The organism is Vibrio sp. 1CM24A, from assembly GCF_023161725.1.
In the GTDB taxonomy this organism is placed as follows: domain Bacteria; phylum Pseudomonadota; class Gammaproteobacteria; order Enterobacterales; family Vibrionaceae; genus Vibrio; species Vibrio coralliirubri.
This window is the reverse complement of the sequence record NZ_JALNTS010000002.1, coordinates 670,567-694,863: the sequence shown is the minus strand read 5'-3', so window position 1 is coordinate 694,863 and position 24,297 is coordinate 670,567. Positions and strand designations below refer to the sequence as shown.

The following is a 24,297-nucleotide window of genomic DNA, read 5'->3' as shown; positions in this document are numbered from 1 at the left end:
GATGAGCTAAGTCTAAGGTTAGCGATTGAATAACAAAAATAACCATTTGATTTAAATTCTATACGAATCTGGTATAGATAACTTTCTAAGCCATGTTTTGTTGAATCGCCTCAATCTCACTCTGTACGACACCAACAAATATACTGGCCGTGGGGTATAGAGTATGCGAATGGTGTGTCATCACTAATGGCATTGGTACGTCCACAGATTCAAGATTAACAAATACACAGCCTTCACTGCGTAAATCACGAATTGCATGCGGAGCGATAGAGACACCCAAGCCAGAAGATACTTGGGTTAACACGGTTTGCATGTTGTTGGGTTGTTTTTTTATATTTGGAGAGAAGCCTGATAGGTCACATTGAGTAATGATCGAGTCAAATAATCCTACCGCTTGTTCACGTTCAAATAAGATGAAAGGGTCTTGCTGCAGTTGTTTCATTTGAATGGTGGAGTATTTAGCGAACTCGTGGGTGACGGGCAAAACAGCAACAAGCTTATCTGTATAAATTGTCACCGAGGTGTAATCATCAACAAGCAGGTTCGGCAGTGGGCGAGAGAAGCTAATATCGATCTCTCGTTTGTCCAGAGCTTCGATCTGTTCAGAAGCCGTCATCTCAACAAGATCAACATCAATATTGGGGTTTTCAGCAATATACTGTCGAACTAAACGAGGCAGAAAACTCAGAGTTGCGCCTCCAAGATAACCAATAGTTAAAGTACCAATACAACCAGAAGAAGCTCGAATCGCGGACTGTTTGGCTTGTTCCGTTTGTTCGATGAGTCTAATCGCATCTTTAAGTAAGTGTTGCCCAGCGGCGCTAATGACGACTTCTCGAGATGTACGGAAAAATAGGCTCACTCCAAGTTCATGCTCAAGGCTTGTGATATGACGGCTAATGGCAGGTTGAACGGTATTCAACTCTTTTGCAGCTTTTGAAAAACTGCAATGTGTCGCGACAGCCACAAAGCTTTTTAGTACTTTGATTTCCATATAGCCTCAATATAAACCTAGGTGATAAAAAAGCGCTAACCTGCGCCTATATTGCTTTTATTATCAATCACAAAGACCTTGCTAGCAAACCTTAGGGTAATAACGCTTGCAAGGCTTTGGTCACTTGTGAGAGCGGGGCGATAATCCTACATATTCAGCTTTCAAGCTCTCTGTTTTCTCGCTTATTCGTTTTCGAGCTTTTAGTTATCAAGTTCTTCGTTGTCAAACTTTTCGTTTTCGAGATTGCGCCGAACTAAATCGTGCATTTGTTTTACTGTCATCAGCGCTAACCAGATGATTTCTTCTACCGAACGTTGCCCAGCAGCAGACATTGGATGTTGGGCTTCGGTTTGATTAGTGAGCGCGGGCAACTCATGGACGCGGTTATCACGAATGGTATTGATCAATGCATCCATCACATCATGAATCAAGCTCTCAACTTGTTGTGAGCCTTGGTATTGCGTGCCTTTCCTGACCAGCGGAATCAGCAAGCAGAGGTAATGGCTTAACAATCGATAGTGACTCAGCATATCTTCATAATAGTGAGGGTCGGCGCGAGTGTGTTTTGGCTCCTGCTGCATCTCGTTGTAAATCAGCTCAAGGTCGCTTTCTGCGGTTAGCATAGCGGCACGTTGCTTGGTTAGCGCAGTATGGTCATGTTGTTCGGTGCCAATTTGGAGCTGTTCGTAGCAATAGACAAATAAGCTTTTTGAACTATTAAGCGCTTTTAACGCTTGAGTGTGGATCTCTTTGCCTCGCCATTGCGGCCATAACAAGCTATATCCGAGCAGGACAATCGCACCACCGACCACGGTGTCGATAACGCGTGGTGCGGCAAAGTCGAGTCCTTGGTGCGCCATGGTCTGATACACCAAAATCAATAGCGCCGTAATACAGCCAATGGCTAGCGAGTAATGGCGCATAATATTAAGCATCGCGACAGGCAAGAGGATGACAATAAGCGTATACATCGCGGTCGTCGGTACACCAATGTGAATCAAAGAGGTCGCGAACAGCACACCAAGCGCCGTACCTAAACAGCGTTGCCACGTTTTACTGCGTGTCGCTAAGAAGCTTGGTTGAATCACCATCAGCATCGAAATCAGAACCCAATCAGGGCGAATTAATTCAAAGTACTCCGCAATTCCAGCGCCAAGTGCGAACATTAAACCGACACGGGTAACATGACGCCAAATTGGATTGCCTCGGCTTGGCAGGCGCAAAGACAACTCGAACGGCTGCACTTCAAAAGAACGTTCATAAGCGGGTTCATTAAGCTCAATACGGCGAGATATGTGCTTCACGGCGAATGCCCAATAACGAAAGCGGGGTTGGTCTTCGAGCTTGACCGCTTCAATTAAGTCGTCGGCTTCTTGTTGTAATGAACTTAAATACTTCATCTCTTCGTTTGTGTTAAGCAGAAGCTGTTTGGCTTTGTGTCTTAACCTTTGCTGGCAATGTTGGCTCCATACCAATAGCAAGTCTCGTTTGTGTTTATTGGACTGAAATTGGCTTAATAGATCGGGATTTGTTGTGTGGCTGCTGATTATCACTTCAAACGTATCAAGCGCGAGGAACAAGGCTTGTCGGAGCGAGTTAGCATCTTCTTGTTTAGATCGAAAAGATTCGGATTGTAGAGCCTGTTGGAACAACTCGATGAGTTGGTATTTGATGCGTCTTTTCGGTGCATCACTTTCGCTACCTAACAAGAATGCTTGGCGATATTGGATGTAGTCTGCCAAGGTTTCGTAAATCGCGGACAGACACACCCGTAATGCATAGTGCTTCCATAGCGCAAACCAAAGCCAGCTAAACAGCGAAAAAGTAAGGGGGCCAAGCACCAACATTGGGTACAAGCTTAACGCTGTGTTGGAGTTATGAAGCGACAGACTGACGACAGCAATCAGGAGGCTAGACATACCGAGCCTCGCCCAGAATGGACCATTGACTGCCGCACTCGCAAGCAAAGCGCCCATAGCACCATAAGTCACCCATAAAGGCAGTCCGCTTTTCAGCAGAGCGCAGCTGACGGCCAGAGTCATGCCCCAAGCAGTTGCGGTGATCGCAAAACGTGTCCATCTCCTTGGCCCTGCTGCGTCGAGTCCACTAATCAGGGCGGCTGGCATGGTCATCAGCGCGGTCATGGCGATAGTGGTTTGATTCGACAGCACCCCTAAACCGAGAAACAGCACAATGGCACTGGTGGCGCGAAGCCCAAGGTTAATAGAAGGGGAGTACCAGACTTTACGCAAAATGGCAGGAGAAAACGTCATAGACCCTCGTTATTTGTTTGATCTTAATGAGTGTAACGCCAAATCTGTTTCCGCGCTGGCTTCAATCACAGATTGATAAATTAAAGCACAACAAACCTTTAGGTGAAATTCGACTCACCACACCTTCCTAGCTTTTCCTAGCTGAGTCAGTTGGCTCTATGCGCAAACAGAAGCTACATTTGATTTTATAGCTCAAACTTTTTAGTCACAGAAAAGACGGATATCGAACAGTATGGTGGGCGATTACTGATCACCCCGAGAGGTAAAGATAAAGAGTCCTCCAATACGTTTCGAGGCTCTTTTCGCGTTTTACAATTCTTCATATCAGCCTCTTTTGTGTGTAAATATTCAACTTGCTAAACGATCTTAAATGGATGAACAAGGACAGTGAATCATGCCAGATATTTTGAACAATTCTTTGGAAATAACAGGTGACCCGATAGACGACAAACAACTTTTCTTCCTTAGGTTTTTTAGTGAAGTAAGTATCGATGACACAGTGAAAACACCTGAGCAAATTAGAAAAAATAGAAAGGTGCTGAACAAAGTCAGAAAAATAACGAATGAGGTGAAGGATCTCTCAAAGTCGAATGATAGTGATAATGGGCAAGCGGTAGGTGACACGTCAAATGAGATCTTCGCTCAGGTTAATAGGACGGTTCAAGGCGTTCCTGGATTGGAGTTATTACCTTCAAACGTATTCACCGAGATGAAACCTTTGATCTTTGACTTAGTCAGCGATGTTTGGGAAGAATTTGCTCCTTTCATTAAAGACACCAAAGGGATAGTTCAAGGCGCATATAAAGGCGTGAAGGGCGTGTCACTCTATAAGAAAGCGACCAAGGTGATATCAGTAGCGGATAGCCAAGGGCAGATGACGCTACGAGTGGTGAGAAGAAAAATTAAAGCGACAGCCTTAGAAGACGGGTTGTTGGAGTTTTCTTTTAATTCCGCAACGTTAGTGGTCAATATCGTTTCTTTGGGTACTGCCTCACCAGCGACAGCCATAGCAAGAGCGGCGAAATCAATTTGTCAGTGGTGCGTTAACTACATTTACAGAAAGATTACTATCGCCCGATACAAAGCTTTCCAAAAAGAATGCCTGAGAATGTATCTGAACAAGAGCACGATCACTGGCCTAGCTTGCTGTACGTTTTTCAACAAGAGCATCCAAGATATACCAGTTGTCGCGATGATGTGGATTCTACATCCTTTAGTCAGCTCTAAAGAAGAGGTGCTCATTGGCGTGTTGGATCTGCCAGCTTATAAGAAACGTTCACTCATGAAAAAGCACATGAGAAAGCTCAAATATAAGTTTAAGAAGGAGCCCGATAAGTTTGCGACCTACGCACCAGGTAGTGAACTTGCAGGTAAGATTTACAAGTCTTACGAAAAAACCAGAAAATTCGCCCGCAAATACATCACCAAGTCGGGTATAGAATTCGTCACTATGGACACCATCTACGTGGCTTACTTAGCTCAAATTAAAGATGGCGTGAGTTATCTCAATACATCAAAAGATGAGTTCGACAAAGCGCTAAGCAAAAAAGATAAGTTGAAAGGCAAGCTCAAAGAAGTCAAAGAGTATTTGTAGCGGAGCACCAAGCTAGCGGAGCATCGAATTAGCAGCGCAGCAAGGTTAAAGCTTGCATCCTTAAAGGTAGACAGCTTGGTAGTTGATGGAGTCAGTCGACAACGAGATTCGACTTAATCCTACCTTCTCGCTGCGATTGTATTCATTGATCGAGTGGTCAAAGCCATAGGCTGTCGACGGGGCCATATATTGAGTTATGCCTTGTTGTGTCGCCGTTATTCCATCATGGCCATGACCGCAGATCACATCACGAACACGATATTTTCGCAGCACGCTCATCACATCAGCATCGTTCTCTAGGCGGATCGCTTTCATCCAATCTGCACCGACTGGAATGACAGGGTGGTGAATAACCACGATAGGATCATTGGCCTTTCTTAATTGTTGTTTTAGCTGAGCCATGCCGCGGTTATCAATACGCCCTGAACCAAGTGGATGTTGTTTATCAAGTGGCTTGAAACTTGAGTCTAGGAACACAAACTCTCGTTCACAGATGGTGGCTTTGTCGGTGACACAAATCGTCGAGCCTTTTAACTCTGTGCGCATTAAGGAAGAGTCATCATGATTCCCCGCAATCGCGTAAATGGATTGAGCGCCGATGTGTTGCCTAATGAACGCCTCTAATCGAACGTAGTCGCCAGACTTTGGGTTACAACAAATATCACCAGTCAGAAAAATGCTCTTGCATGCTGTGTCTTTGCTGACGTATTCCAGTGCTCTGCGCAGGTTCTCATAGCTGGAATTATCGGAAAGGTGGCAATCACTGATTTGGTACACGGTATTCATTGTTATGGTCCGGTCATTCGATACATTGAATTAAAGGTGATAGAAAAATGCCTGCTAAGTCAGCAGGCATTTATTGGTGTTATTTCGCTTTTGATGCGGCGTGGTGTTCAATCATGAACGCAATGGCTTCTTCGCTTAAACAAGATTTACTCACATATTGGCGCTGTTTACCGATATGCAGGATAAAACCAAGATTGGTCTGCTCAAGTTGGTCGATGTCACTCCACGCGATGGTGTTGGTCGCTTTGTGGTTTTTGTAACTCACTCCGTTAGCATCACCTTGAAAGACTATTTTGCTGCCTGCGCCTGAGCTGATCTTTTGTCGCCATAACCACCAGGTTCTTTTGCAGTACACACTGAATGCTTCAATCACACTCAAAACGATAAAGAACCAGCCAACATAGCCGTTAGGTAATAGTTCAAACTCCAGTAGAACCACACCAAAAATAAGAAACAGTATTCCTTTTAAGTAGGCTTTTGGAAATTGAGTCGGAAGGCTAGTTTGATCATAACACTCCGCGAAAAACGTCTTGTCGAGTTTGTATTCTGTAGTGAAACCGGGTTCTTTAGACATGTGAGGCTACTTTATGGTTCTCTGTGAATGGGCTGTCAGTGGGCAGGTGTCCCACGCTGCAATTTTGCAACTTGATTATTGTATCGCTTCTCACTGTTTTTATTTAGATATTTTGGCTCTGTTTTGTAAATCGATGATACTTAACGGGTCTATTCTAACTTTAGCTATCAGACTAGTGTAGGGGCATCTTTAAAGTCACCTAAAAATTTGGTGATGGGATGGATAGATCTGTGGAGTCACCCGGTTGTTGGGACTACTGGCCTTTTTGGATAAAACTTCGATCTCATTTTGTTGGTTGATGGAGTCTATAGTGATTAGCGTGCTTTATCACTACTGTTGAGGGGCTGGCATAGTCTGCTCTAACAGAATAAACATATGAAGCTTGCAAAGTTCATCACTGTTCACTCTGAGAGGCCATGCCCAAAGCGATACCTTGGGCATGGCCTTATTCTATTTCAGTTTTAGGATCAGTACTCGATGAATAATGACACCTGCTTAACGTTAATGAAGAAACTTCTTTCATAGGGAGAAGAGGTAAGAGCAATATCTAGTTTGTTCAACCCAGACACTCTCTTCTCATTTAATGCTTCTAATAGTTTAGAGTTGGTAAACCTAAGCGTTTGACCTGCTTCTACGTTGTTGAATGTAGTGAGTGGATTACTCCATGCTGCACATATTGTAAAAGACTCACAGAACGTGTCGTAATCCAGTGTGTTTGGAGACCAAATTTGATTAACGATATGCGCAGTTACATTGTTGAATGGAAATTGAAGAGTTGAATCTCCGAAATCAACAATAAGCGTTGCCTGTTTAATTTTCCCTCGAACCTCACTTAAGTCAAAACTCGCTAGTGTTTCGTAGTCGTATGGGATTGAAGCCCCCGCTCTTAAGTAACCACCGACACGATGTTGCGTGACTTGTGTTGCCGGGGTTGCTTGCCAGTTTTCTCTTTCCAAACCGAATAGGTTAGAGGGGAGGGTCACATTCACTGGCGGACTGAAATCAGAGGCTTGGTATGGTGGAGTTTGACCGAGAACTCCTTGTCGATAGGAGTCAACGCCACTGTAGATTAGCAGTGCGTTCAGTTCATAAGGACCATCGGCTTGCTTAAACGTGTCACCAGGAACGGTAAACTTGATGGTGTTTTCGCCAGCCTCAAGCGGTTCTTGGAAACTCACTAGCTCTAAATACTCTCCGGCTGCACCAACGATATTTACCGAACCTGTGTAAGTTCCACTGCGCGTAACATGGATAGGAAACTCAAAACTCAGCGAATCAATGTAGGTTCCATCTTGCGACATAGTCGGTGTGGTGACTAAACTCCCCGTGACTTCAATCGGTTCGCGGCAACGCTCAAAAGATGCTAAATCAATAAATTCTTCAAACTGAATTCGAGGGGCTGAAATTCGTATGTCATCTTGAGTGATTGCGTAGATGATCGTCGGGTTGGAGGTCAAAGTAGACGCTGAATCAAACGCGCCAAAAATATCTTCAGTTGAGTACTGTAGAGTGACGATTTGCTTCGCAGGTTTGAGTTGCAGACGTTTGCTTGTGTTCAGCTCGTCAATTCCTTCGGTGAGGTAACCATGAATGGCAAAATCCCCCGCGGATTTAACATCAAGTTCCAAGCGCTGCTCTAAGGCAATAACACAGCCTTCAGAGGAAAACAGTGGAGCGAGTGAGAGGCTGACAAATTCAATGTCAGAGGGTAGTACGTGGATTTTTTTACTTGTCTGGCGAGTGATAGTTGTTCCATATTCTTCAAAAGACGTTATGCCTTCAATTAGATAATCCCCTTCAGCGGGTGGAACGAAAATATTGCTGTAGACACCATCTTTAGCAATAGCATCGAAATTGACACCCTCATCTTTAAGCGTCAGGCGTGTTTTTATTCCAGCTTCATCAATGATCACTGCGCTGGTTTGGGCACCTGTGATTGGATTCCCTTTGTTTGTCAGTAATGCAGAAACGGGAACTGGTTCACCGACCACAAATTGGTTTGCAGCTATCGCCATGCCAAACGCAATTGGGGATTGGATCGCAACCTGAGCAATAATTACTGTGTTGTAACTTGGGTTTGGAAAATCAACGACGATCTTCCATTCGCCAGGTTCAGGGTTAGTTACTTCAGGCAAAAATAAATAGCTGCCCGGTAGCGGCGGACTTTGTGTGTCACCTGAAAGTATGTTCGCTTGCACATCATTGGATGATGTTGCGACTTGCCCGTTAGGCTTGACTAAATATACGGTTGCATCATCCAACGGCACGATGATTTCTGCTTTTAGGGCTTCCGCTTTGTCGATGGTAAATAGCATTGTGACTTCGTTATCGTTACTAGTCACTGGTTGAGATAGTGTCGTGCTTGTACTCATCCCAACGGGTATTGCATTACTGGCGATAGCCGGTGTGATGAAGGTACAGAAAAGACTGAACACCATCACTAATTGCTTGATGAATTTCATTGTGGCCACTCCTTAGCGCATTGAAATAATTTGTTGTAGAAAACGTTCAACGTTTTGTCCCGTTTTCATTGTTGAGTGGTTAGCCAATACGTTACCCAATGCATTGGTATAACTTGGGTTAGCGCTTGCCAAGGTCACAACAACATCATTTTCTTGCGGTACTGTTTGAATGGCTTGGTAACTGACTATGGTGATTGGATGAGCTTGTGGTCCATGCACACTTGGCATTGTGACCGATTGAGTTTGAGTATCGAGGTAGGCCGCAGAACTAAAGCTTCTTAGCGCCTGCCAAGCGGTAACGCCTGCCCAACGCGATCCCCATGGGAATAGGCCAACGATGTCAGGATCTTTCTCAATAACACCGTCTTGGTTGAGATCTGCATTTGCCCCAATAGAAAATGTATTTGCAATATTGCCGCGAGTACGCATTTGGATCGCGTTTGATGCTGTATCCGTTGTTAGATCACGGATACCAGGCATTTTAGGACCCGCAAACGGAATATTTGGGAGTTGCATGTACTTGCCAGCGTAATTATTTGGATCGGTACTGACGTTACTGTAGATATCGGCGTAGTGGTCCATTTTTATCACCGACAAATCTGCTGCGACGCTACCAAGGTGAGGTGTGGAGAAAGTAGAAAGGGAGGTTATCTCAAAGGAAGGGCTAAGTGCTTTGAGGTTTTGGGTATCTAGCCCGCCTTTACTGTGTGCAATGACGTGAACTTTGTCGGATTTCAACTCACCGAGAAAACCCTGAATTTTGTTGTTCAAGATATTAGCGTTAGTCGCTGTGGTTCCATTTTTGTCAGCAGAGAAACGAGTATAACGAATGCCATAGTCATCAAGTGTAGAAAGCACGCCTGGAGCCGTATCATCATCCCAAGTGTCTGATTGTGCAGCAATGCCATGAGCAAGAATCACAGGAATGGCAACATCAAACTCGATTGAGACCCAATCGACAGACATACACCAGTTGTCTCCCGTATTGCCAGTATCAATATCGACGCGAATCTCATTGTTTTGGCCGAACTTGATATCACTGATATCGACTTGAAGGTTAGTATCCGTCCAACGGTTATCAGCGCCTTGCAGCGTACCTAAAGACTTTCCGTTAAAAGATACGATATCTATTTCTGGAGCAATATTACTGACGTTGGCATTGGAGTCTATGTCGAAGACCGGCATGCTGATCCTTGCGTTAGAACCGATAACGCCTTTTTGCTGCATATCGCCCAGTTTACTCGGAGCAATTCTCCCGTCACTTTGTAAAACGTTGGGGCTGACGACCATAGGAACAGGTAAAGAGATAAGTAGAGGTCCGCCAGAAGCATAGGTACAACCGGTATCCAGACCAGGACCCGAATTCACAACATAAACGCCGAGTTCTTCTTGCGGTGGGGCTATCCCAGAGCTTTGTGAGCGCATCGAAAAATTACGCAATTCGTATGAATCAGGTATATCTTCGGCACTCGCGAAACTCGGAGAAAGTAACAAAACACTGAGCGTGGCGCTCGGAATGTATAGTTTCATTTGTTTACCTTTGAGTATAGGTTATCCAAGAATTTGGTTGAAGAAAGCTCTATCTGTAGTTGTAAGGTAAAGGCTTGGAGTTTGATGTGAAATTTATTGGGTATAATTTCGGCTTGTTACTCAATTGATAAAACTGCTGCTCTATTTTTTTTCAAAATAGGAAGAGTGCGATCGCAGTTTCTGGATTGCGGAAGTTATGTCCTTATTTTCAAAAGGAGGGGGGTAGTGCTCTAATATTGTTAGAACAATCTAAGTTAGTTTATGAAAGAGTAGCTAAGAATAGGAAAATCAAAGTTGGATGTAGGTTTGTTACAGAACTACATAGAGCGCGCTGTTCTGAATGGCTGACTACTAACCTAACTGGCTGTGCAAAGTTAGGTTAGTAGAAATTATGTGGCTGTTAATTCAGATTTGAGAGATAAGGGCTAGTGTTTTTTAGTAAAAATGGTAAAGGTCGCAATAAACTGAGGTTTGTTATTACATCGTTCGCTACATAGTGAAAACAGGCGACATACCGCTGTCTTGTCCACTCATTAGCAACAAGCCAATTAAGACAAGTAAAACACCACCGAATAGCTGTAAATAATGACCTGCGGCTTTTAGTGAAGCACTGTTATTCTTGTTACCTGCTGCCAAATAGCGTTTTACCAAGTTCTTGCCTGTTAGTGTCATTATAGCAATCGTCGAGGTTGTGAAAGCAGTACCAATCGCCATGGCAAAAGCACTGACAACACCCATCCAATATAGGCCAACCATGTTTGCGAAAAGCAGAACCATGATTGCTCCGGTGCATGGCCTGATGCCAATCGTCACGATGATTCCCGCGTACTCTCGAAATGTTGAAGCTTTATTGATGGCTTCTGGATCAGCGACGTGTTGGTGGCCGCATCCACAGTCGGTATGAGAATGATCTGCATGAGTGTGGTCAGCGGCTTGCAATGCATTGGTAGCGCCCATAACCATTGAACCAGATGAACGAAGCGCCATTGGCGTACGAACTGGCACTGACGAGCGAACTGACACTGACGAAGCTGTGCCTGTTGCTAATGGAGTGATGGCTTTCACTCTCAGAGTTGGTTGCGGTTTACGCATCGTTGAGTGGATGTTTTTCAGAGCTTTCCAGCAAATCAACGCACCTACCACGGCCACTAATGCAAAGCTTAATGAAACAAACATATTCGCTTTGTCATTCACGACTCGCATGGAAGCACTAAAGCCCCACAGCAACACGCTTACTAGTAAGATTGCGACCAGTGCTTGTAAAAAAGCGGAGACGACCGTAAGCACTAAACTCGCTTTTGCTTTGGTTGGATGAGTCGCTAAGTAAGTAGACACGATAACTTTTCCGTGCCCAGGCCCCAGAGAATGAAGCATGCCATAGATAAAGCTGAACCCGATAAGGTAACTGCCTGCACCCCAAGGGTTGGACTTAGCTTCATAGAGTAGGTCTGCAAGCTCTGAATTGACTTCTCTTTGCCATTGGATGCTAGAGATAACTAACGATGGCCACATGGACCACAGTTGATACGCACCAATAGCAATAAGCACGAAAGCACCAGCACCAATGAGGTAGTGATTGAGTTTGGATTGATTTTTCTTCATTTAACAAGAACCTATATCTGAGATCTTTCTGTTAATTAGTTGCCATGCTTAACCAGCTAGACGCTGACTTAAAGGCTGAAACGAATCACTGCGACTAAGAAGTGGGAACCGCAGCACAATGAAGCTCAACCGATTGTGTAAACAGTTGGCCTAGCGTGTTATCTGGATCTGCATCGACAGGTAGAGACATCGCATAACTCATCTGCTCTGGAGTCGGGTTAGGCTCGATTAATTCTAACTGGCATTGTCTCGCTAGTTCAGGTGACAAGGTCACGTCGCTGTTGGATAGCCACGACATGTCGACAAAGTAACTAGGGTCAAAAACCAATACGCGAAGCGAGTCTCTTGTCACTGATTTAGGTTTCGAAAGTGGTAGGTCAAATGTTAGAACCATCTTGGCTTTATCACGCTCAAACTTTGCGTTATCAACCACCTGATATTTGATGGGATCTTCACCATCATAAAAGTACGTGAAGTAGTGTTCGTACATCATGTTTTCGATTACAGACGCAGCGAGCTTTTTGAATGTTTCAGCTTCTGTATCGGCAGAGACGTCTTCTCCATCCAACATGTACATGGATGTCATTGCATCAAAAGACCATTCCATAGAGAGACCAGTGATCATGCCATTCTCTCCCTCAATATGAGTTTTCATCTCTATCCAAGAGTGAGGGTGGGCATATAGATTTGGCGCAAAAAACAAGAGTGCTAGGCCAACAGTCAAGCCCTTGATAGAGCGAAAGCATGTCGCGAAACGGCTTACATAGCGTGAGGAGAGGCGATTGATGACATCGATTAGAATAAATAGCTGTTTCATGAGAAATGATGGTTATTTAGTGTGATGTTATATTATAACAATTTGCTGCGTTGTTCACTTCAAATTGTCCGCTTGTTCACTTTAAAGCGGACTGTCATTCTTGATTTTCAATTACTCCTATTTTTCTTATAAACATCTTTGATTGTTGCTTGGTTCGACATTATTCAGACTAGTGTGTGACGTTGAATAGTCGATTAAGATCTCGGTTGTGCGAGGCCTTTTTGTTGGTGGCTTGAGCTTAGCCCGTGATAACAAGCGTTAACGGTGCTAAAAACTACCCCCCAGTATAAATAAGGTGCTACATTACGCTTTATCCCTTTTCATTCAGCCACGTGAGTAAAAATGCTATGTCGCACACAGCCAAAGATCAGAAAAAGCTAAAGGCTCGAGTCAGCAAAATACAAGGTCAGGTTAATGGCCTAAAGAAGATGTTGGATGATGAAGAGCAGCAATGTCAGGACGTATTACAACAGATAGCGGCGATTCGTGGTGCGGTCAACGGCTTGATGAGAGAAGTGATTAAAGGCCATCTCCTAGAACATGTTGTACTAGAAGATGACAAGGATCAGCGTGAAGAAGATATGGAAGTGGTGCTTAAAGTTTTAGACTCTTACATCAAGTAAAGGTCTGATTTATTGAGCTTTCATTTGTGATTTTCTTTTCACTAGCTCTTTCTTTAAAGCATTAACGGCGTAAGGCTTCATCGTTTTCCAAGCCTTACACTCTTCTCGAGTTCGACCACACCCCAAGCACCAACCTTTACTGTTTGAAAAGTCACACATGTCGATACAAGGGCTTTTTTGCTTTTTCATTTTAGAATCTGTCCTATTAAAGCCTGTCTTAGTTATAGGTTGCCTTAGTTATAGTCTGTCTAGAACCTTATCGACACTCGCTTCAAGCGCTCGTAGTCGGTTGAATTCTTCAAACAAACGCTGTTCAAGGTTTTTGAAATTCAAAGGCAGTGTTCGCTGACAAATACCATAGCTGTTATCTTGGGTTTTGTATCCTTTCCAACTTTCAATTCGGCCTTGTTCCAACTCTTTGAACTGACGTATAAATTCAGATTGGGCAGGGCAGTCCTCTTCCGCATGCATGCAGATAGGAAAGGCTTTTTGTTTAACCTGAGGCCCCTCAATAAAGGTTTCAAAGTGGACGCCACCTTGATTCTGGTTAAACCAATTCTCTTTGTATAGCTGAAGGTATTCTCCACGGTTATAAATTTCCCAACCATCTTCAAACCAGTTCGCTTTGCGCAGCATTTTCTCTAGGTTGCGGAACACACCCTTAACGTCTTTCATTAAGAAACTCTTTTCTTATCTGGTAATAGGGTTGGTGAAGCTCGTGATATTGCGTTCAAAAAACTATACCCCTCCCCAGTATAAAATACTACCCGCTAGTATGTGTGGATATTTGAAAGATAGTCGAGATAGGCTGAAGATGACGGTAAGTTTGGGTGCTTTTTATCTTATCTCTCGATCCAGTAAATCTTATTTTTCATACGATGGTTATTGGCATATGCTAATAATGGGGCGTATGCTGAACTCCTGATCATCAATAACAGGAAGTTACTATGTTATACGCAGTACCTTGTCGCGACCTTCATGTCGGCAACCACTTTGCTCGTTCCCCACAGATCGCGATTGTCGATGAACAACGACAGATAAAACAGATTGTTCCTCTGATTGAGTCCGACACCTCTTGTAATAAAAAGAATCAATGGATCTCTGTGCTCCGTTCTTACGATGTGAAATCTGTGGTGGTTCGTCATATTGGTAAGAAGATGCTGGCGCACTTGTTCAATAACGATATTCGAGTCTTGGCATCGACAGGTAAGGCAGAAATTGGGACTTTGGATTTCGACAATCTAAGGGAAGTGACCGATCTCGATTATGGTCGCGAGCCGAGAAATAGCGGGTGTAGCAATAAAACGTGTGGCGAGAAAGGGCACAAAAAACAAGCTTCGATTCTAATGGCACACCCTAATCAGTTAGGCACTATTCGAGGGTTCCGAAAATGACCTTTTTGTTGACGCTATTGGGGTTTGTCGGAATTGTCGCGTTGATGGCGATAGGTGTGATTTTTTCGCGCAAGCCAATCAAAGGCAGTTGTGGAGGATTGGCGCAGTTAGATATTGAGCGTGAATGCAATTGCAAGGATGTGTGTGAAGGGCAAAGCAGAAAGTTGTATCAGATTACTGAGCCATCAAGCTAAGTATCGAACTAAGCATCAAGAGTTCTCGCTCGCTGAGTTAAATAACTTCTGGCTAACACGTGAATTAACTGCTTTGAATCACCAACGCGTGACCATTGACGATGCACTTGGCGACTTTAGCTCGTGCACGCTTGATGATGTTACCGAACGTTTGGCGAGACACCTGCATTTGTTCAGCGGCTTCAAGCTGGCTCAGTCCTTCTTGATCAGCCAAGCGTAGGGCTTCGAGCTCTTCTAATAGCAATTCTTCTTTATGAAGCTCGTCCATAGGAACACCATTGGGCTTAAAACAAGAGTAAGCCGCACGGGTACACAACTGGCGATGTTTTTTTGGTCGAGCCATATCAATCTCTAGCAATCTAAGGGTATAGGTAAGTATGAAGGTTTTCATTCCACACAATCATCGGCGTTGCCAAGTGTGCAGCCAAGGTTTTTTCAACGATAGCGCCATTTGTTTTGAAGCTATTGGCGAGCATGAGACTTTAACTAAGCATGAGGCAGTAGCTAAATATAAAACCAGGGCCAAGATTGTACCAACAGATAAAGCTGAGGGCTACGATGGCATTATGCAGGGTGGCATAGTCACGACATTACATGACAGCGCGATGCTACATTGTCTATTTCAGAACAGTATCAAAGCGATGACGGTGAGTTTAACGTCTCGTTTTCATCATCCGATTTTGATTGGTCAAGAACTGGAAGTTTGCGCCCAATGGGTCAAAAGCAGACGTAATATCTGCTTCCTAGAAAGCCAAATTACTCAATGCGGAAAGTTATGTTCGTCGGCACAAAGCCAGTTCATGTCATCACCCTAGTTATCGAGCGACAGCTTGGGTGGTGCTAGTTTGTTGATTCCGCCGTTTTGCACAATAAATAGAGGTTTTCTATAGTTAACGTAATAACGAAAAAACTAGTAGGGCAGTATTGAATTCATTATCCACCGTTTAGCTCCTGAACATGCTTGAATCCGTTCATTAGAGCGAGTTTCCCCGCACTCGATTCAATTCATCACTGCCTTTTCTCGGAGGGCTGCTGATGCCAAAATTCTTCAAATCGACATTCCAATATTGTGTTCTATCAATCGTTTTACTTTTTCCATTCTTCAGTAACTATGCTTCTTCTGCCCCGCTTAAAGTCGGTGTTTATCCATGTCCTCCTTTTGTCCTCAGCTCTATGGAAGGCGAGTGGAGTGGCCTTAGTGTCGAGCTCTGGGAGCAGATCGCCAAAGAGATGAGCGTTGAGTACACGCTAGAAACCCACCGCTTAGATGACTTACTCAATTCGATTGAAACCGAGCAAATTGATGTCGGTGTATCTTGTATTTCAATCACCCCAGAGCGAGAGTTATTTGCTGACTTTTCTCATTCTTTTTACGAAACTCATCTCGCTATTGCAGTTAAAAAACAGGGCTACCTTCAAACCTTGCATGCCATTTTCTTCAATCCTGCGCTGTGGTTGATCATTGGTGCCGTCGTCTTTGTCTCTGGTGTAATTGGCGCGTTTTTCTACTTATTGGAGCATGGCGAGAATGAAAAGCTCTACTCAATGAAAAGCCGAACGGGACGTTTGTTGGAAAGCTTTATTATGGGCTTGCTTTTTATCACACGAGGCCCATTCAATTACTTTGAATTTAAGAGCCTAACTGGACGAATTGCCACGGTGTTCATTGGTGTGTTTAGTATGCTGTTTATCGCCAGTATTACCGCTGTTTTAGCCAGTAAACTGACTCTCAGCCAAGGGTCTTCCCATATTGAAGGTGTGAATGATCTTGCGAACGTGGAGGTGGGTGCAAAGGTAGCAACGACGTCTTCTTTGATGCTCACAAGCTTCGGTATTCGACACAAGAGTTATGTCGATATGCCAAGGCTTCTAGCGGCTTTAGAGGATGGTGAAGTCGAAGCGATTGTCGCTGATGATGTGGTGCTCAAATATATGATTGGTAATGGCAGAATAAGCGGGCAGTTTGAAGATCTGGAAGTGTTGCCGTATCAGCTAGAAAAGCAGAATTATGGCTTTATCATCACTGAAAATAACGTGTACGAAGAAGAGATTAACCGCGCACTGTTGAAGATTCGTGAGTCACGAAAGTGGCGTAAAATCTTGGTTGATTATTTCGCAGATCAGTAATCGAAATTAGAGGCTTATTCAAAAGCTTTTGGACATTCGCCGTTACAGTTGATCTGAACCTGAGGCCTTGGTCTTTTTGAAGTATTTGAATGCACTCCAAACCGCGTAAGCCGCACCACCTACAATCAATGCCGAGCGAAAGAGAATAGGCGCATCATGCTCAAGTTGACCAACATGAGGAACAATACTGGCAAACAATCGACTGGTAAAAAGCAGCCCCATTACTAACATAATTACTTTATTCATGTGACCTGCTATTCAATTGAGTACGTTGCACAGAACGAGTTATGGGGCGAATACACGGTTAACACGCCAGACAACGATTCTGCTCGAAATAAAATCATGCGCTTCTCAAACGTAACCGTCAACGCGATATCGGAGTTAAGCTAGTAAGCTAAAATTTCGTTTTTGGAAGGGGTTGTTCTGCTGGGTAATTACAGTTCTGCTTCTCGATTCTAAAGCCCCGTATTACGAGGCTTAGTGTTTGTCTCTTCTGAAATTATTAGCCAACTAGTGCTGGTTTAAAGGCAGTTGTTAGTTAAATGGAACCGTGGATGTGGTGACGAATTTCGTTCTTTAGATCTTGTTCATATTGGTCTAACCAAGCGTAACGCTCGCGATACAACTTGCGCTTTTGGCGTTTTAGAGCCTCAAGATCTTTTCTGTTGGGGTTGGTTGGTAGACGATAAAAATAGTCATTATGCACCTGTCCATCGTGCTCCTCCCACAAACTATCGTACTTAAGGCTGATGTCTTTATTTTTCTTGCCATAGCGTAATGAGTTCGACACATGACCAGACTCTTTTACCGCATAGATATTGTTGATACCGAAGTTAATGGCTAACAGCCTTAGTGTTTCTACCATGAAGGATTTAGGTCTTAAACCGTAGAAAGCTTTTGTGAATGTGCGGCTAAATCCATTGTCATTGGCCCCGCCTTGAATACCGCCGATGTAGATGCTGTTGTCGAAAACCGTGAACGAGATGGTATACATTTTTTCGAGTTGAGAGTTGGTTAATGAAATTGTCAGTTCACCTTCTTTTCTCGCGTTCCTTTCGAAGCTGAGATTAACCAGATAAACGTTGCCATCTATGTCAAGTTTTAAAAGATTGAGCCTTTCATTGTAGATTTGGTGTCTAGCTTCTGTTGCGAAGGTGTTTTCAAACCAGTCGTAGTGTTTGGATAAGATATCAATCTTTTCTTTATTGCTAAAGCCAGTGCATAAGTAGGGAGTGACAAATTTAGAAAGGAAGTTGGGTTGCTTGATAAATAACAACTTTCTCTCTTCAGAGTTGAAATTATCACTCATTTTTCGAGTAGCTGAATAATAAAACAGGGCTCGAATAGCAAACTTAAGTATCGCTTTGTACTTACCCTTATTTTTATGGGTATTTGCTTCAATCCCCATGCGAACGACATTCATAATCACCTCAAAGAAGAAGGATTGCTCGAACACAGTCGTGTCACGAACCCTTCCAATAATCTCACCAATAACAAGAAAATGATGATAGTAAAAAAGGCGATTTGGGTAAGTACGGATATGTATAGCTATGTAACTTAATCAGTTACTCAGTGTTCATATTTTGGGCAGATGTGTTTGTGTCTTAGTGGAGAGAAGACGTAGGTAGCGATTGGTATTTGTTTTAGGAATCTGTTTCTAAAACCAAAAATGCCACTACAAATCTGCAGTGGCATTAGAACGATAACAAACTATCACTTTGCTCAAACCTAAACTTTAGTTCTTACATAAACTATAGCTCTAACAGTTTGGCCAATTCACGCTCTTCGAGAAGCTCTTCAATGCGTTGACGAGTCTTAGGCGTTTCAGCTTGCGCTTTAGGCGACTTACCTGCTTTTTTGCTTCGGCTCGTTTTCGCTTTTTCCTTAGTCGTCATCGTAACCTTCCTTGTATTTTTGTATTACAGGTTGCACGTCTCTTTCAGTGCTTTGCCTGCTTTAAATGCTGGCGTCTTTGACGCTGCAATTTGAATCTCTTCTCCGGTACGCGGGTTGCGACCAGTTCGAGCGGCACGAGAGTTAACTTTAAAGCTACCAAATCCAAGGATCGATACGTCATCACCGTTAGCAAGCGAAGTAGAGATACCTTCCACAAGCGCATTGAGCGCCGTGCCTGCTTGGTCTTTTGAGATGTCTGCAGAAGTCGCGATGTGTTCAACTAATTGAGATTTGTTCATAATCTATATTCCTTATTGAGTACGGCTGGCGTCTACTTTTAGCACCTAGCTTATGCGATCTTATCAACGGCAACTGAAATATTGTCAGTGGTTGGGTAGAGCTTTGTAAAGTAACCAACAGAATTGACTATAAAAGCATCTGTCGGCTCAATCAATGGAATTCCTTGATTATTATGGATTTAAAGCGAGTTAGTTGAGTTCACGAGAGATAAGTGACTGTGAATGTCTTGGTTGATTGAGAGTATCAATTAAAAGAACGCTGATCGAATTCATGAATTATAGACAGAAAAAACTATAAAGCCCAGCGACAGGGCTGGGCTTTATGGCGTTAAAAAATCTAGTATTTGAAGCTATTCTGTATTTAAAGCTAACGTAACGAGAACTACTTAGTAATAAAGATTTGTTCTGTTTCTAGCGAAGTCATGTCGCGAACTTGGCGCCAGATGTAGTAGAAGATACCAAGCATCATTAGAAGGCTTGGGATAGCGATTGCAGGGTAACTGTATAGTGTCAGCTTACCTAGTTCTTCATTGAAGGCTACCGTGCCCGCGGGGCTCGTCACAATCCAAGTCGCAAGGAAATAGTTCATTGCAGAAGAGAAAGCGAAGGTACTTGCGAATAGGTAGTTCGATGTCATTAGGCAACGATCAAACTTTGCTTGGTTACCGAACTGCTTGAGACGCTCTTCAATAAGAGAGATGTTTAACAGAGCCGGTGTGAAGATAACTTTTTGGATAAACGGGTAGCGGGTGAAGGTTGAGCCAAGAACCGCCAAACCAATTAGACCAGGGATTAATGCTTCTTTTAGTGCTAACCAGCGAGTGTCTAGTTCGAAGAAACCAATACCGCCCGTTAATAGCACGCTGACGAAGCCAAGTGCCGCGATGAAGTTGAACTTCTTATTACGGATTAACTCCATACCACCGTAAGCAATAGGGAAGGCAAGGGCGACGAGCAATGCTAAGCCTGTTCCAAGGTGCTCCTCTCCACTGAACTTCATTAGGATGAATGAAGGAAGAAAGACGTTAAACACGACTTCGAAAAGAGGACTCGATTTTTTGTTTTCTGTGCTACTCATAATTTCTAAATACATTATGTTATGGATTTATTCTCAGGGATTGTTGTTTACCTCGCCCAAGATGTAAAGCCTTAAGGCGTCATGCTGTGTAACGACATGTGACATCAACGACACCTTTGAGCCTATCTAACGCTCAACTCTAGACTTTGTACGCCTTGTTTCTTGCCATTTTTACGACTCTCGACAGTGTGAATCTAACAACGTTTTATATCTAGGTTTGTTTGCTAATCTCTCAATGCTTACGTGTGTCAGTACGTCTGCGAATGGAGAACGGTGTAAAAAATCGGTGATGTTTCGGCTGTTCGCTTCATCAAACAATGCAGTATGTCGGAATTGGACGTAATCCAAAGCGACATGGAGATACAGCGTGGCCAAGTTATCAGTAAGAAGGGAATCTAACCCTTGTGTGTTTATCTCTTGGTCAAGTTGCTTTAGCGCGGCAGCGATACCGTCTTGTCCTCTCTTGATTAGCGCATTATCACTGTCGGTATAGCGTGTTAGTGCTGCGGTTCGAAAAGCTATCTCTATTAATGTCTTTGCTGTTCCTAGATGCTTCATTTGATGGGCATCACTTAACGTCACTTGGCGCAGCGTTTGAGGTTGATACGTTTCAATTAGGTATTGGCAGATACATAAGCTTTCTGTCAGTGGAGTTCCGTCTTCCAGTTCCAATGCCGGAATTAAGCAAAACGGATTTACGTTTATCAGGTTGGTCGGCGTACTCCAAGGGTCGACCCAAACAAAAGACAAAGGCGAACAACGAGACAGAAGTGCTGTTGCTGCGACTACGCGTGAAAACGGAGAGGTTTCATTTAAGTAGAGTTGCATGTTAATCCCTTATTTTATTCGATAACTGGTCCAAAAAAGCGCGTTTAGATTTAGATTGAGTGTTCCCGCTTAGGTCGAGTCGCGGTCATTAAGGTGCACACTGCAGACAAAATCAAAGCAGCAGCACTCACGCTGAATAACAGATCGTACGACGCCACGTGATTTAAGTGGTACGCCATCACAAGCCCGACGACTCCTTGTGATATAGCAAAAGAAAGTGTCATCCCAGCCCACGCTTTAGTGTGCAGTTCATAACCGACAATCTCCAATGTGTAAGTCGACACCAGAGTGACCGTCCCCGGCGTGAAAATACCGACCAGTAATGAAGAAATAAGTAGCGCGATGGGGTGAGTGCTAAAAAGGGGTAATGCGACGCCTAGAGCCTTGAAGCTAAATGCAATGCAGAGTGATTTCTTTAGCCCTAGCTTGTCTCCCAATATGCCTGTTATTAATGGGCCAATGGCGGCACCAATACCAAAGGTTGCCCAGAATAACCCACCGCTAGTGAACGACATGCCCAGTTCACGCACGATGTAATCAACCCAAAATAAGGTGTGTGGTAGGTAGCCGATAGCGTCGAAGGTATAAGCCACAAGAATAAGCGTTACGCTGATTAACTTAGGTTTTGATAGCTGAGAGAAGGAAGATTTTATATAGGGCGCTTTTGACGTATTAGGTTGGGTTTGCCATGTATTCCAAGTCAGTATCGTTGTGACTAATGCGATGATTCCCATGCCAATCCAAGCCGACACCACACTAAAATAGATCAGTACTGGGATTAATGTGCCAGATAACATCGCGCCAACTCCAATGCCTGAAAATATGACACCGCTGACACGCGCCTTCACATCGGGATTAAACTTTCGGACAATCACTGGTGGGGCGACAACCATTAATAATGCTCCCGCAATTCCAGCCAAAGTTCGCCAAACATAGAACCATGCCAAGGGCGCATCCTGCAGTGCACAGCCCAAGTAGCTAAAGCTGCTCACCAACATCGCGAAACGAATTAACTGACCGGCGCTGAAATAACGCAGTAGTATATTGGCAGCTGGTGCACCCAATATGTATCCAAGAAGGGTTGCTACACCAAGATAAGATGCATCACTTTCGCTAAACCAACCACTTTGAATGAGAGCTGGCATCAATGCTATATAGGCAAACCTACCGATCCCGTTGCCTATTAGAGTCGCCCCCATTCCAGCCAAGCTGTCTCGATTAACGATGTGCGTATTCAGCATAAAAGGGGCTCTTTTCAGTTTGACTAGATGCTCTGGCAATAGGACAAAATCTTTGTTTGATTTTGCATACTGACATCATTCACCATCAATATCACTAGGCTGTTAGTCATATAAGTTGCATATCTAAAAGTGGTTTCGAGGTAGGAAAATAGCCAGTATGTTTAAACACTTAGGTGGACCTGTTGCTCTGCCAAGGGGAAGGCCGTAAGCGATTGTTTTAATCACCTTAGAATTGAGTGATTAATGGTTAGACTAAAGTCGGAGCTAAATGATTAGGTTATTTAGAAAAGTTTGATGCTCAGTTGCTCTCACTCACATTCACCGCTCTTAAACGATTGATGAATGTGAAATGAGGCAGAATAGAAAGGAAGAGTTATAAGCCCATTATTGGTCGAAAAGTAGGTTAAAGCTCAAAGGGATTTTGTCGGAAATAGCTAATCCACCTACGGTTGCTGAAAGTTTGTTTAGATTCTCTGTCGATATCCCAAAATCAGCGCCGTTGACGATGATTGTCGAGGCTGAGCTAACCATGACAAACCCTGAGGATGGAACCACCACAACTGGGAAATCGATCGTTTTGGTTACGCCGTGTAAAGTAACTTCCGCTGCTATTGTTGTTCTTTTTGGGTCACCGGATAGCATCGACGGTTCAACCTTTCCTGAGATCTTCACTTCAGGAAAATTCATTGATTCGAAGTAGAGTTCATTGAGTCTCTGGTCACGGATAGCGACACCGGTGCTCACGCTTTTCAAGTCCAATACTATTGAAAACTGACCCTCTTCGGTAAGCCCTCCAGACATTGGCTTGATGGATGCAGGCTCGACAACAAACTGCTTTTTAATGGTCGCGAATGTGATGTTCGATAACTTCGGATCTAATGTGTAGCCCGACTCCGCGAAAGATTGAGCGGAGATAACGGTGCATAGGAGGCCGAATGTAGAGATTAGTTTTTTCATAAGTTGTCACCAGATTGATGAATTCACAGGTTTACGTTCATGAGTCGTACGTCTTTAAAATGGTTTTTTGGAAAGAGTGATTGATAGAAGCTTAGTTCAGCATTCGAAAAATTACCGCTGGCAAAGAAGGGCGTCGCTGTATCACTGGAATCATGATCGACTAAGTGACTTGTTTATTTTTAGTTATGTTATAACATAACTAAAAATCACTCTTACTTAGAATAGTTATTATATTGGTAGGAGAGAAGCGATGAGCATGTATCAAGGAGACGACGTAATGAATGCCGTGTTAACCAAGCCTTTGGCAACCAATAGCAACCAGCCACTCAACATTAGTTCCGTTGTGAGTATCCAGGATCAGGCAAATCACAAGCCAAGCTTTAGTGCTTCTAAGCAGCCAACGGTATTAGCGGATATCTACCAAAGCGATATTAATATGGCGGTATGGCAGCGACAGTTTGATGAAGGCTTAACGACGGCAATCAGTGAATTTATCGCCTTGAATCCAAACTTTAGTAAGTCTGTTAGCGTGTCACCTGATAATGCTTTCGATAAGTTGGAATTTGCTACTGATGGCACCGCCTCTAAAGCGCTATTAGAAAACATGGCAGAGCTGGTGGATATGTTCTGTTGTTTGTTTGAGCTTGAAGAAGTCGGATTGCGTTTAGCCGTTCTGAATAAAGCGATGTGCCCACGTTTCCATTTTGATCAAGTGCCTTGCCGCTTGGTGACAACTTATCATGGTGTTGCGACTCAATGGTTGCCAAACGACTTAGTCGACCGTTCTAAGCTAGGGCGAGGGGCTAACGGACAGCCAGATTCAGAGTCTGGCTTGTACAATCATGAGTCAGATATCCAAAAACTGTCGAGTGGTGATGTGGCATTACTAAAAGGGGAGCGCTGGAGTGGCAACGAAAATACGGGTCTTGTGCATCGTTCACCAGTCACTTCATCTGACGAGACACGATTGTTGTTAACGTTGGACTTTGGTTGATCAACTTTTGACTATTTAGTCCGCAACCTGTTTC

At 43.7% G+C, this 24,297-nt stretch carries 26 protein-coding genes; 7 read left to right on the top strand and 19 right to left on the bottom strand.

Translation table 11 applies throughout. From position 1 onward, the window contains the following. Nucleotides 1-85 precede the first annotated feature (85 nt). Nucleotides 86-994 (bottom strand): LysR family transcriptional regulator, encoded by a 909-nt coding sequence (locus tag MSG38_RS07150; RefSeq protein ID WP_248401401.1) that lies wholly within the window; start codon nt 992-994, stop codon nt 86-88. 200 nt (nt 995-1,194) lie between these two features. Further along, nucleotides 1,195-3,267 (bottom strand): FUSC family protein, encoded by a 2,073-nt coding sequence (locus MSG38_RS07145; RefSeq protein ID WP_248401399.1) that lies wholly within the window; start codon nt 3,265-3,267, stop codon nt 1,195-1,197. A 394-nt stretch (nt 3,268-3,661) separates the two neighbouring features. On the opposite strand from MSG38_RS07145, the gene MSG38_RS07140 reads away from it, so the two are divergent. Further along, on the top strand, nt 3,662-4,861 hold the full coding sequence (locus tag MSG38_RS07140; protein ID WP_048611740.1) for a hypothetical protein: 1,200 nt from the start codon (nt 3,662-3,664) through the stop codon (nt 4,859-4,861). Nucleotides 4,862-4,921: 60 nt separating this feature from the next. On the opposite strand, the gene MSG38_RS07135 is transcribed toward MSG38_RS07140, so the two are convergent. From MSG38_RS07135 to MSG38_RS07110, 6 genes are all read right to left on the bottom strand, one after another. Then, a complete protein-coding gene (locus tag MSG38_RS07135) occupies nt 4,922-5,647 on the bottom strand; it encodes a metallophosphoesterase (RefSeq protein WP_050650103.1) in 726 nt (241 codons plus the stop codon). A gap of 79 nt (nt 5,648-5,726) precedes the next feature. Next, a complete protein-coding gene (locus MSG38_RS07130) occupies nt 5,727-6,221 on the bottom strand; it encodes a YcxB family protein (RefSeq protein WP_122082522.1) in 495 nt (164 codons plus the stop codon). 467 nt (nt 6,222-6,688) lie between these two features. Next, entirely contained in the window at nt 6,689-8,683 is a 1,995-nt protein-coding gene (locus MSG38_RS07125; protein WP_248401397.1) for a choice-of-anchor X domain-containing protein, read from the bottom strand. Nucleotides 8,684-8,695: 12 nt separating this feature from the next. Then, nucleotides 8,696-10,213 (bottom strand): alpha/beta hydrolase, encoded by a 1,518-nt coding sequence (locus MSG38_RS07120; RefSeq protein WP_050634517.1) that lies wholly within the window; start codon nt 10,211-10,213, stop codon nt 8,696-8,698. 489 nt (nt 10,214-10,702) lie between these two features. Further along, entirely contained in the window at nt 10,703-11,815 is a 1,113-nt protein-coding gene (locus MSG38_RS07115; RefSeq protein WP_248401395.1) for a nickel/cobalt transporter, read from the bottom strand. Between the two features lie 94 nt (nt 11,816-11,909). After that, nucleotides 11,910-12,632: a DUF1007 family protein gene (locus MSG38_RS07110; RefSeq protein ID WP_248401394.1), complete on the bottom strand. Its 723-nt coding sequence runs from the start codon at nt 12,630-12,632 to the stop codon at nt 11,910-11,912. Nucleotides 12,633-12,979: 347 nt separating this feature from the next. Here MSG38_RS07110 and rcnR point away from each other — a divergent pair, with 347 nt between their 5' ends. Continuing rightward, nucleotides 12,980-13,255, top strand: a complete 276-nt coding sequence (rcnR, locus tag MSG38_RS07105) for a Ni(II)/Co(II)-binding transcriptional repressor RcnR (RefSeq protein WP_048617378.1) — start codon at nt 12,980-12,982, stop codon at nt 13,253-13,255. Nucleotides 13,256-13,264: 9 nt separating this feature from the next. Here rcnR and MSG38_RS07100 read toward each other — a convergent pair whose 3' ends face one another. After that, nucleotides 13,265-13,444 (bottom strand): DUF1289 domain-containing protein, encoded by a 180-nt coding sequence (locus tag MSG38_RS07100; RefSeq protein WP_048611762.1) that lies wholly within the window; start codon nt 13,442-13,444, stop codon nt 13,265-13,267. A 48-nt stretch (nt 13,445-13,492) separates the two neighbouring features. After that, nucleotides 13,493-13,930, bottom strand: coding sequence for a hypothetical protein (locus tag MSG38_RS07095; protein WP_248401392.1), 438 nt, complete (start codon nt 13,928-13,930; stop codon nt 13,493-13,495). 272 nt (nt 13,931-14,202) lie between these two features. Here MSG38_RS07095 and MSG38_RS07090 point away from each other — a divergent pair, with 272 nt between their 5' ends. Continuing rightward, nucleotides 14,203-14,649, top strand: a complete 447-nt coding sequence (locus MSG38_RS07090; protein WP_248401391.1) for a NifB/NifX family molybdenum-iron cluster-binding protein — start codon at nt 14,203-14,205, stop codon at nt 14,647-14,649. Beyond that, nucleotides 14,646-14,843 (top strand): (Na+)-NQR maturation NqrM, encoded by a 198-nt coding sequence (gene nqrM / locus MSG38_RS07085; RefSeq protein WP_017096979.1) that lies wholly within the window; start codon nt 14,646-14,648, stop codon nt 14,841-14,843. Before MSG38_RS07090 ends, nqrM begins: the two co-directional genes overlap by 4 nt. A gap of 64 nt (nt 14,844-14,907) precedes the next feature. Here nqrM and MSG38_RS07080 read toward each other — a convergent pair whose 3' ends face one another. Continuing rightward, nucleotides 14,908-15,186: a DUF134 domain-containing protein gene (locus tag MSG38_RS07080; protein ID WP_017057476.1), complete on the bottom strand. Its 279-nt coding sequence runs from the start codon at nt 15,184-15,186 to the stop codon at nt 14,908-14,910. 34 nt (nt 15,187-15,220) lie between these two features. Here MSG38_RS07080 and MSG38_RS07075 point away from each other — a divergent pair, with 34 nt between their 5' ends. Both MSG38_RS07075 and MSG38_RS07070 read left to right on the top strand, forming a co-directional pair. Beyond that, the gene (locus MSG38_RS07075) at nt 15,221-15,658 is read left to right on the top strand and encodes a PaaI family thioesterase (RefSeq protein WP_248401390.1); all 438 of its coding nucleotides are present in this window, start codon (nt 15,221-15,223) and stop codon (nt 15,656-15,658) included. A 220-nt stretch (nt 15,659-15,878) separates the two neighbouring features. Beyond that, entirely contained in the window at nt 15,879-16,970 is a 1,092-nt protein-coding gene (locus MSG38_RS07070) for a transporter substrate-binding domain-containing protein (protein ID WP_248401389.1), read from the top strand. 42 nt (nt 16,971-17,012) lie between these two features. Here the strand turns inward: MSG38_RS07070 and MSG38_RS07065 are convergent, their stop codons facing one another. The 8 genes from MSG38_RS07065 to MSG38_RS07030 all read right to left on the bottom strand — a co-directional run bounded on the left by MSG38_RS07065 (nt 17,013) and on the right by MSG38_RS07030 (nt 23,269). Beyond that, nucleotides 17,013-17,216, bottom strand: coding sequence for a hypothetical protein (locus MSG38_RS07065; protein ID WP_248401388.1), 204 nt, complete (start codon nt 17,214-17,216; stop codon nt 17,013-17,015). Between the two features lie 292 nt (nt 17,217-17,508). Further along, nucleotides 17,509-18,393, bottom strand: coding sequence for a VirK/YbjX family protein (locus MSG38_RS07060; protein ID WP_248401387.1), 885 nt, complete (start codon nt 18,391-18,393; stop codon nt 17,509-17,511). A 328-nt stretch (nt 18,394-18,721) separates the two neighbouring features. Beyond that, nucleotides 18,722-18,865, bottom strand: a complete 144-nt coding sequence (locus MSG38_RS07055; protein WP_172379373.1) for a hypothetical protein — start codon at nt 18,863-18,865, stop codon at nt 18,722-18,724. 24 nt (nt 18,866-18,889) lie between these two features. Beyond that, a complete protein-coding gene (locus tag MSG38_RS07050; protein ID WP_017059113.1) occupies nt 18,890-19,165 on the bottom strand; it encodes an HU family DNA-binding protein in 276 nt (91 codons plus the stop codon). A gap of 382 nt (nt 19,166-19,547) precedes the next feature. Beyond that, nucleotides 19,548-20,243, bottom strand: coding sequence for a VC0807 family protein (locus tag MSG38_RS07045; RefSeq protein WP_048611526.1), 696 nt, complete (start codon nt 20,241-20,243; stop codon nt 19,548-19,550). A 171-nt stretch (nt 20,244-20,414) separates the two neighbouring features. Beyond that, nucleotides 20,415-21,071 carry a glutathione S-transferase N-terminal domain-containing protein gene (locus tag MSG38_RS07040; protein WP_050650089.1) on the bottom strand — a complete coding sequence of 219 codons (657 nt, stop codon included), beginning with the start codon at nt 21,069-21,071 and terminating at the stop codon, nt 20,415-20,417. 50 nt (nt 21,072-21,121) lie between these two features. Continuing rightward, nucleotides 21,122-22,312: a YbfB/YjiJ family MFS transporter gene (locus MSG38_RS07035; RefSeq protein WP_248401385.1), complete on the bottom strand. Its 1,191-nt coding sequence runs from the start codon at nt 22,310-22,312 to the stop codon at nt 21,122-21,124. Nucleotides 22,313-22,696: 384 nt separating this feature from the next. Then, nucleotides 22,697-23,269 carry a YceI family protein gene (locus MSG38_RS07030; protein ID WP_052878241.1) on the bottom strand — a complete coding sequence of 191 codons (573 nt, stop codon included), beginning with the start codon at nt 23,267-23,269 and terminating at the stop codon, nt 22,697-22,699. A gap of 277 nt (nt 23,270-23,546) precedes the next feature. Here MSG38_RS07030 and MSG38_RS07025 point away from each other — a divergent pair, with 277 nt between their 5' ends. Then, a complete protein-coding gene (locus MSG38_RS07025; protein ID WP_248401485.1) occupies nt 23,547-24,263 on the top strand; it encodes a DUF1826 domain-containing protein in 717 nt (238 codons plus the stop codon). The last annotated feature ends 34 nt before the right edge of the window (nt 24,264-24,297 follow it).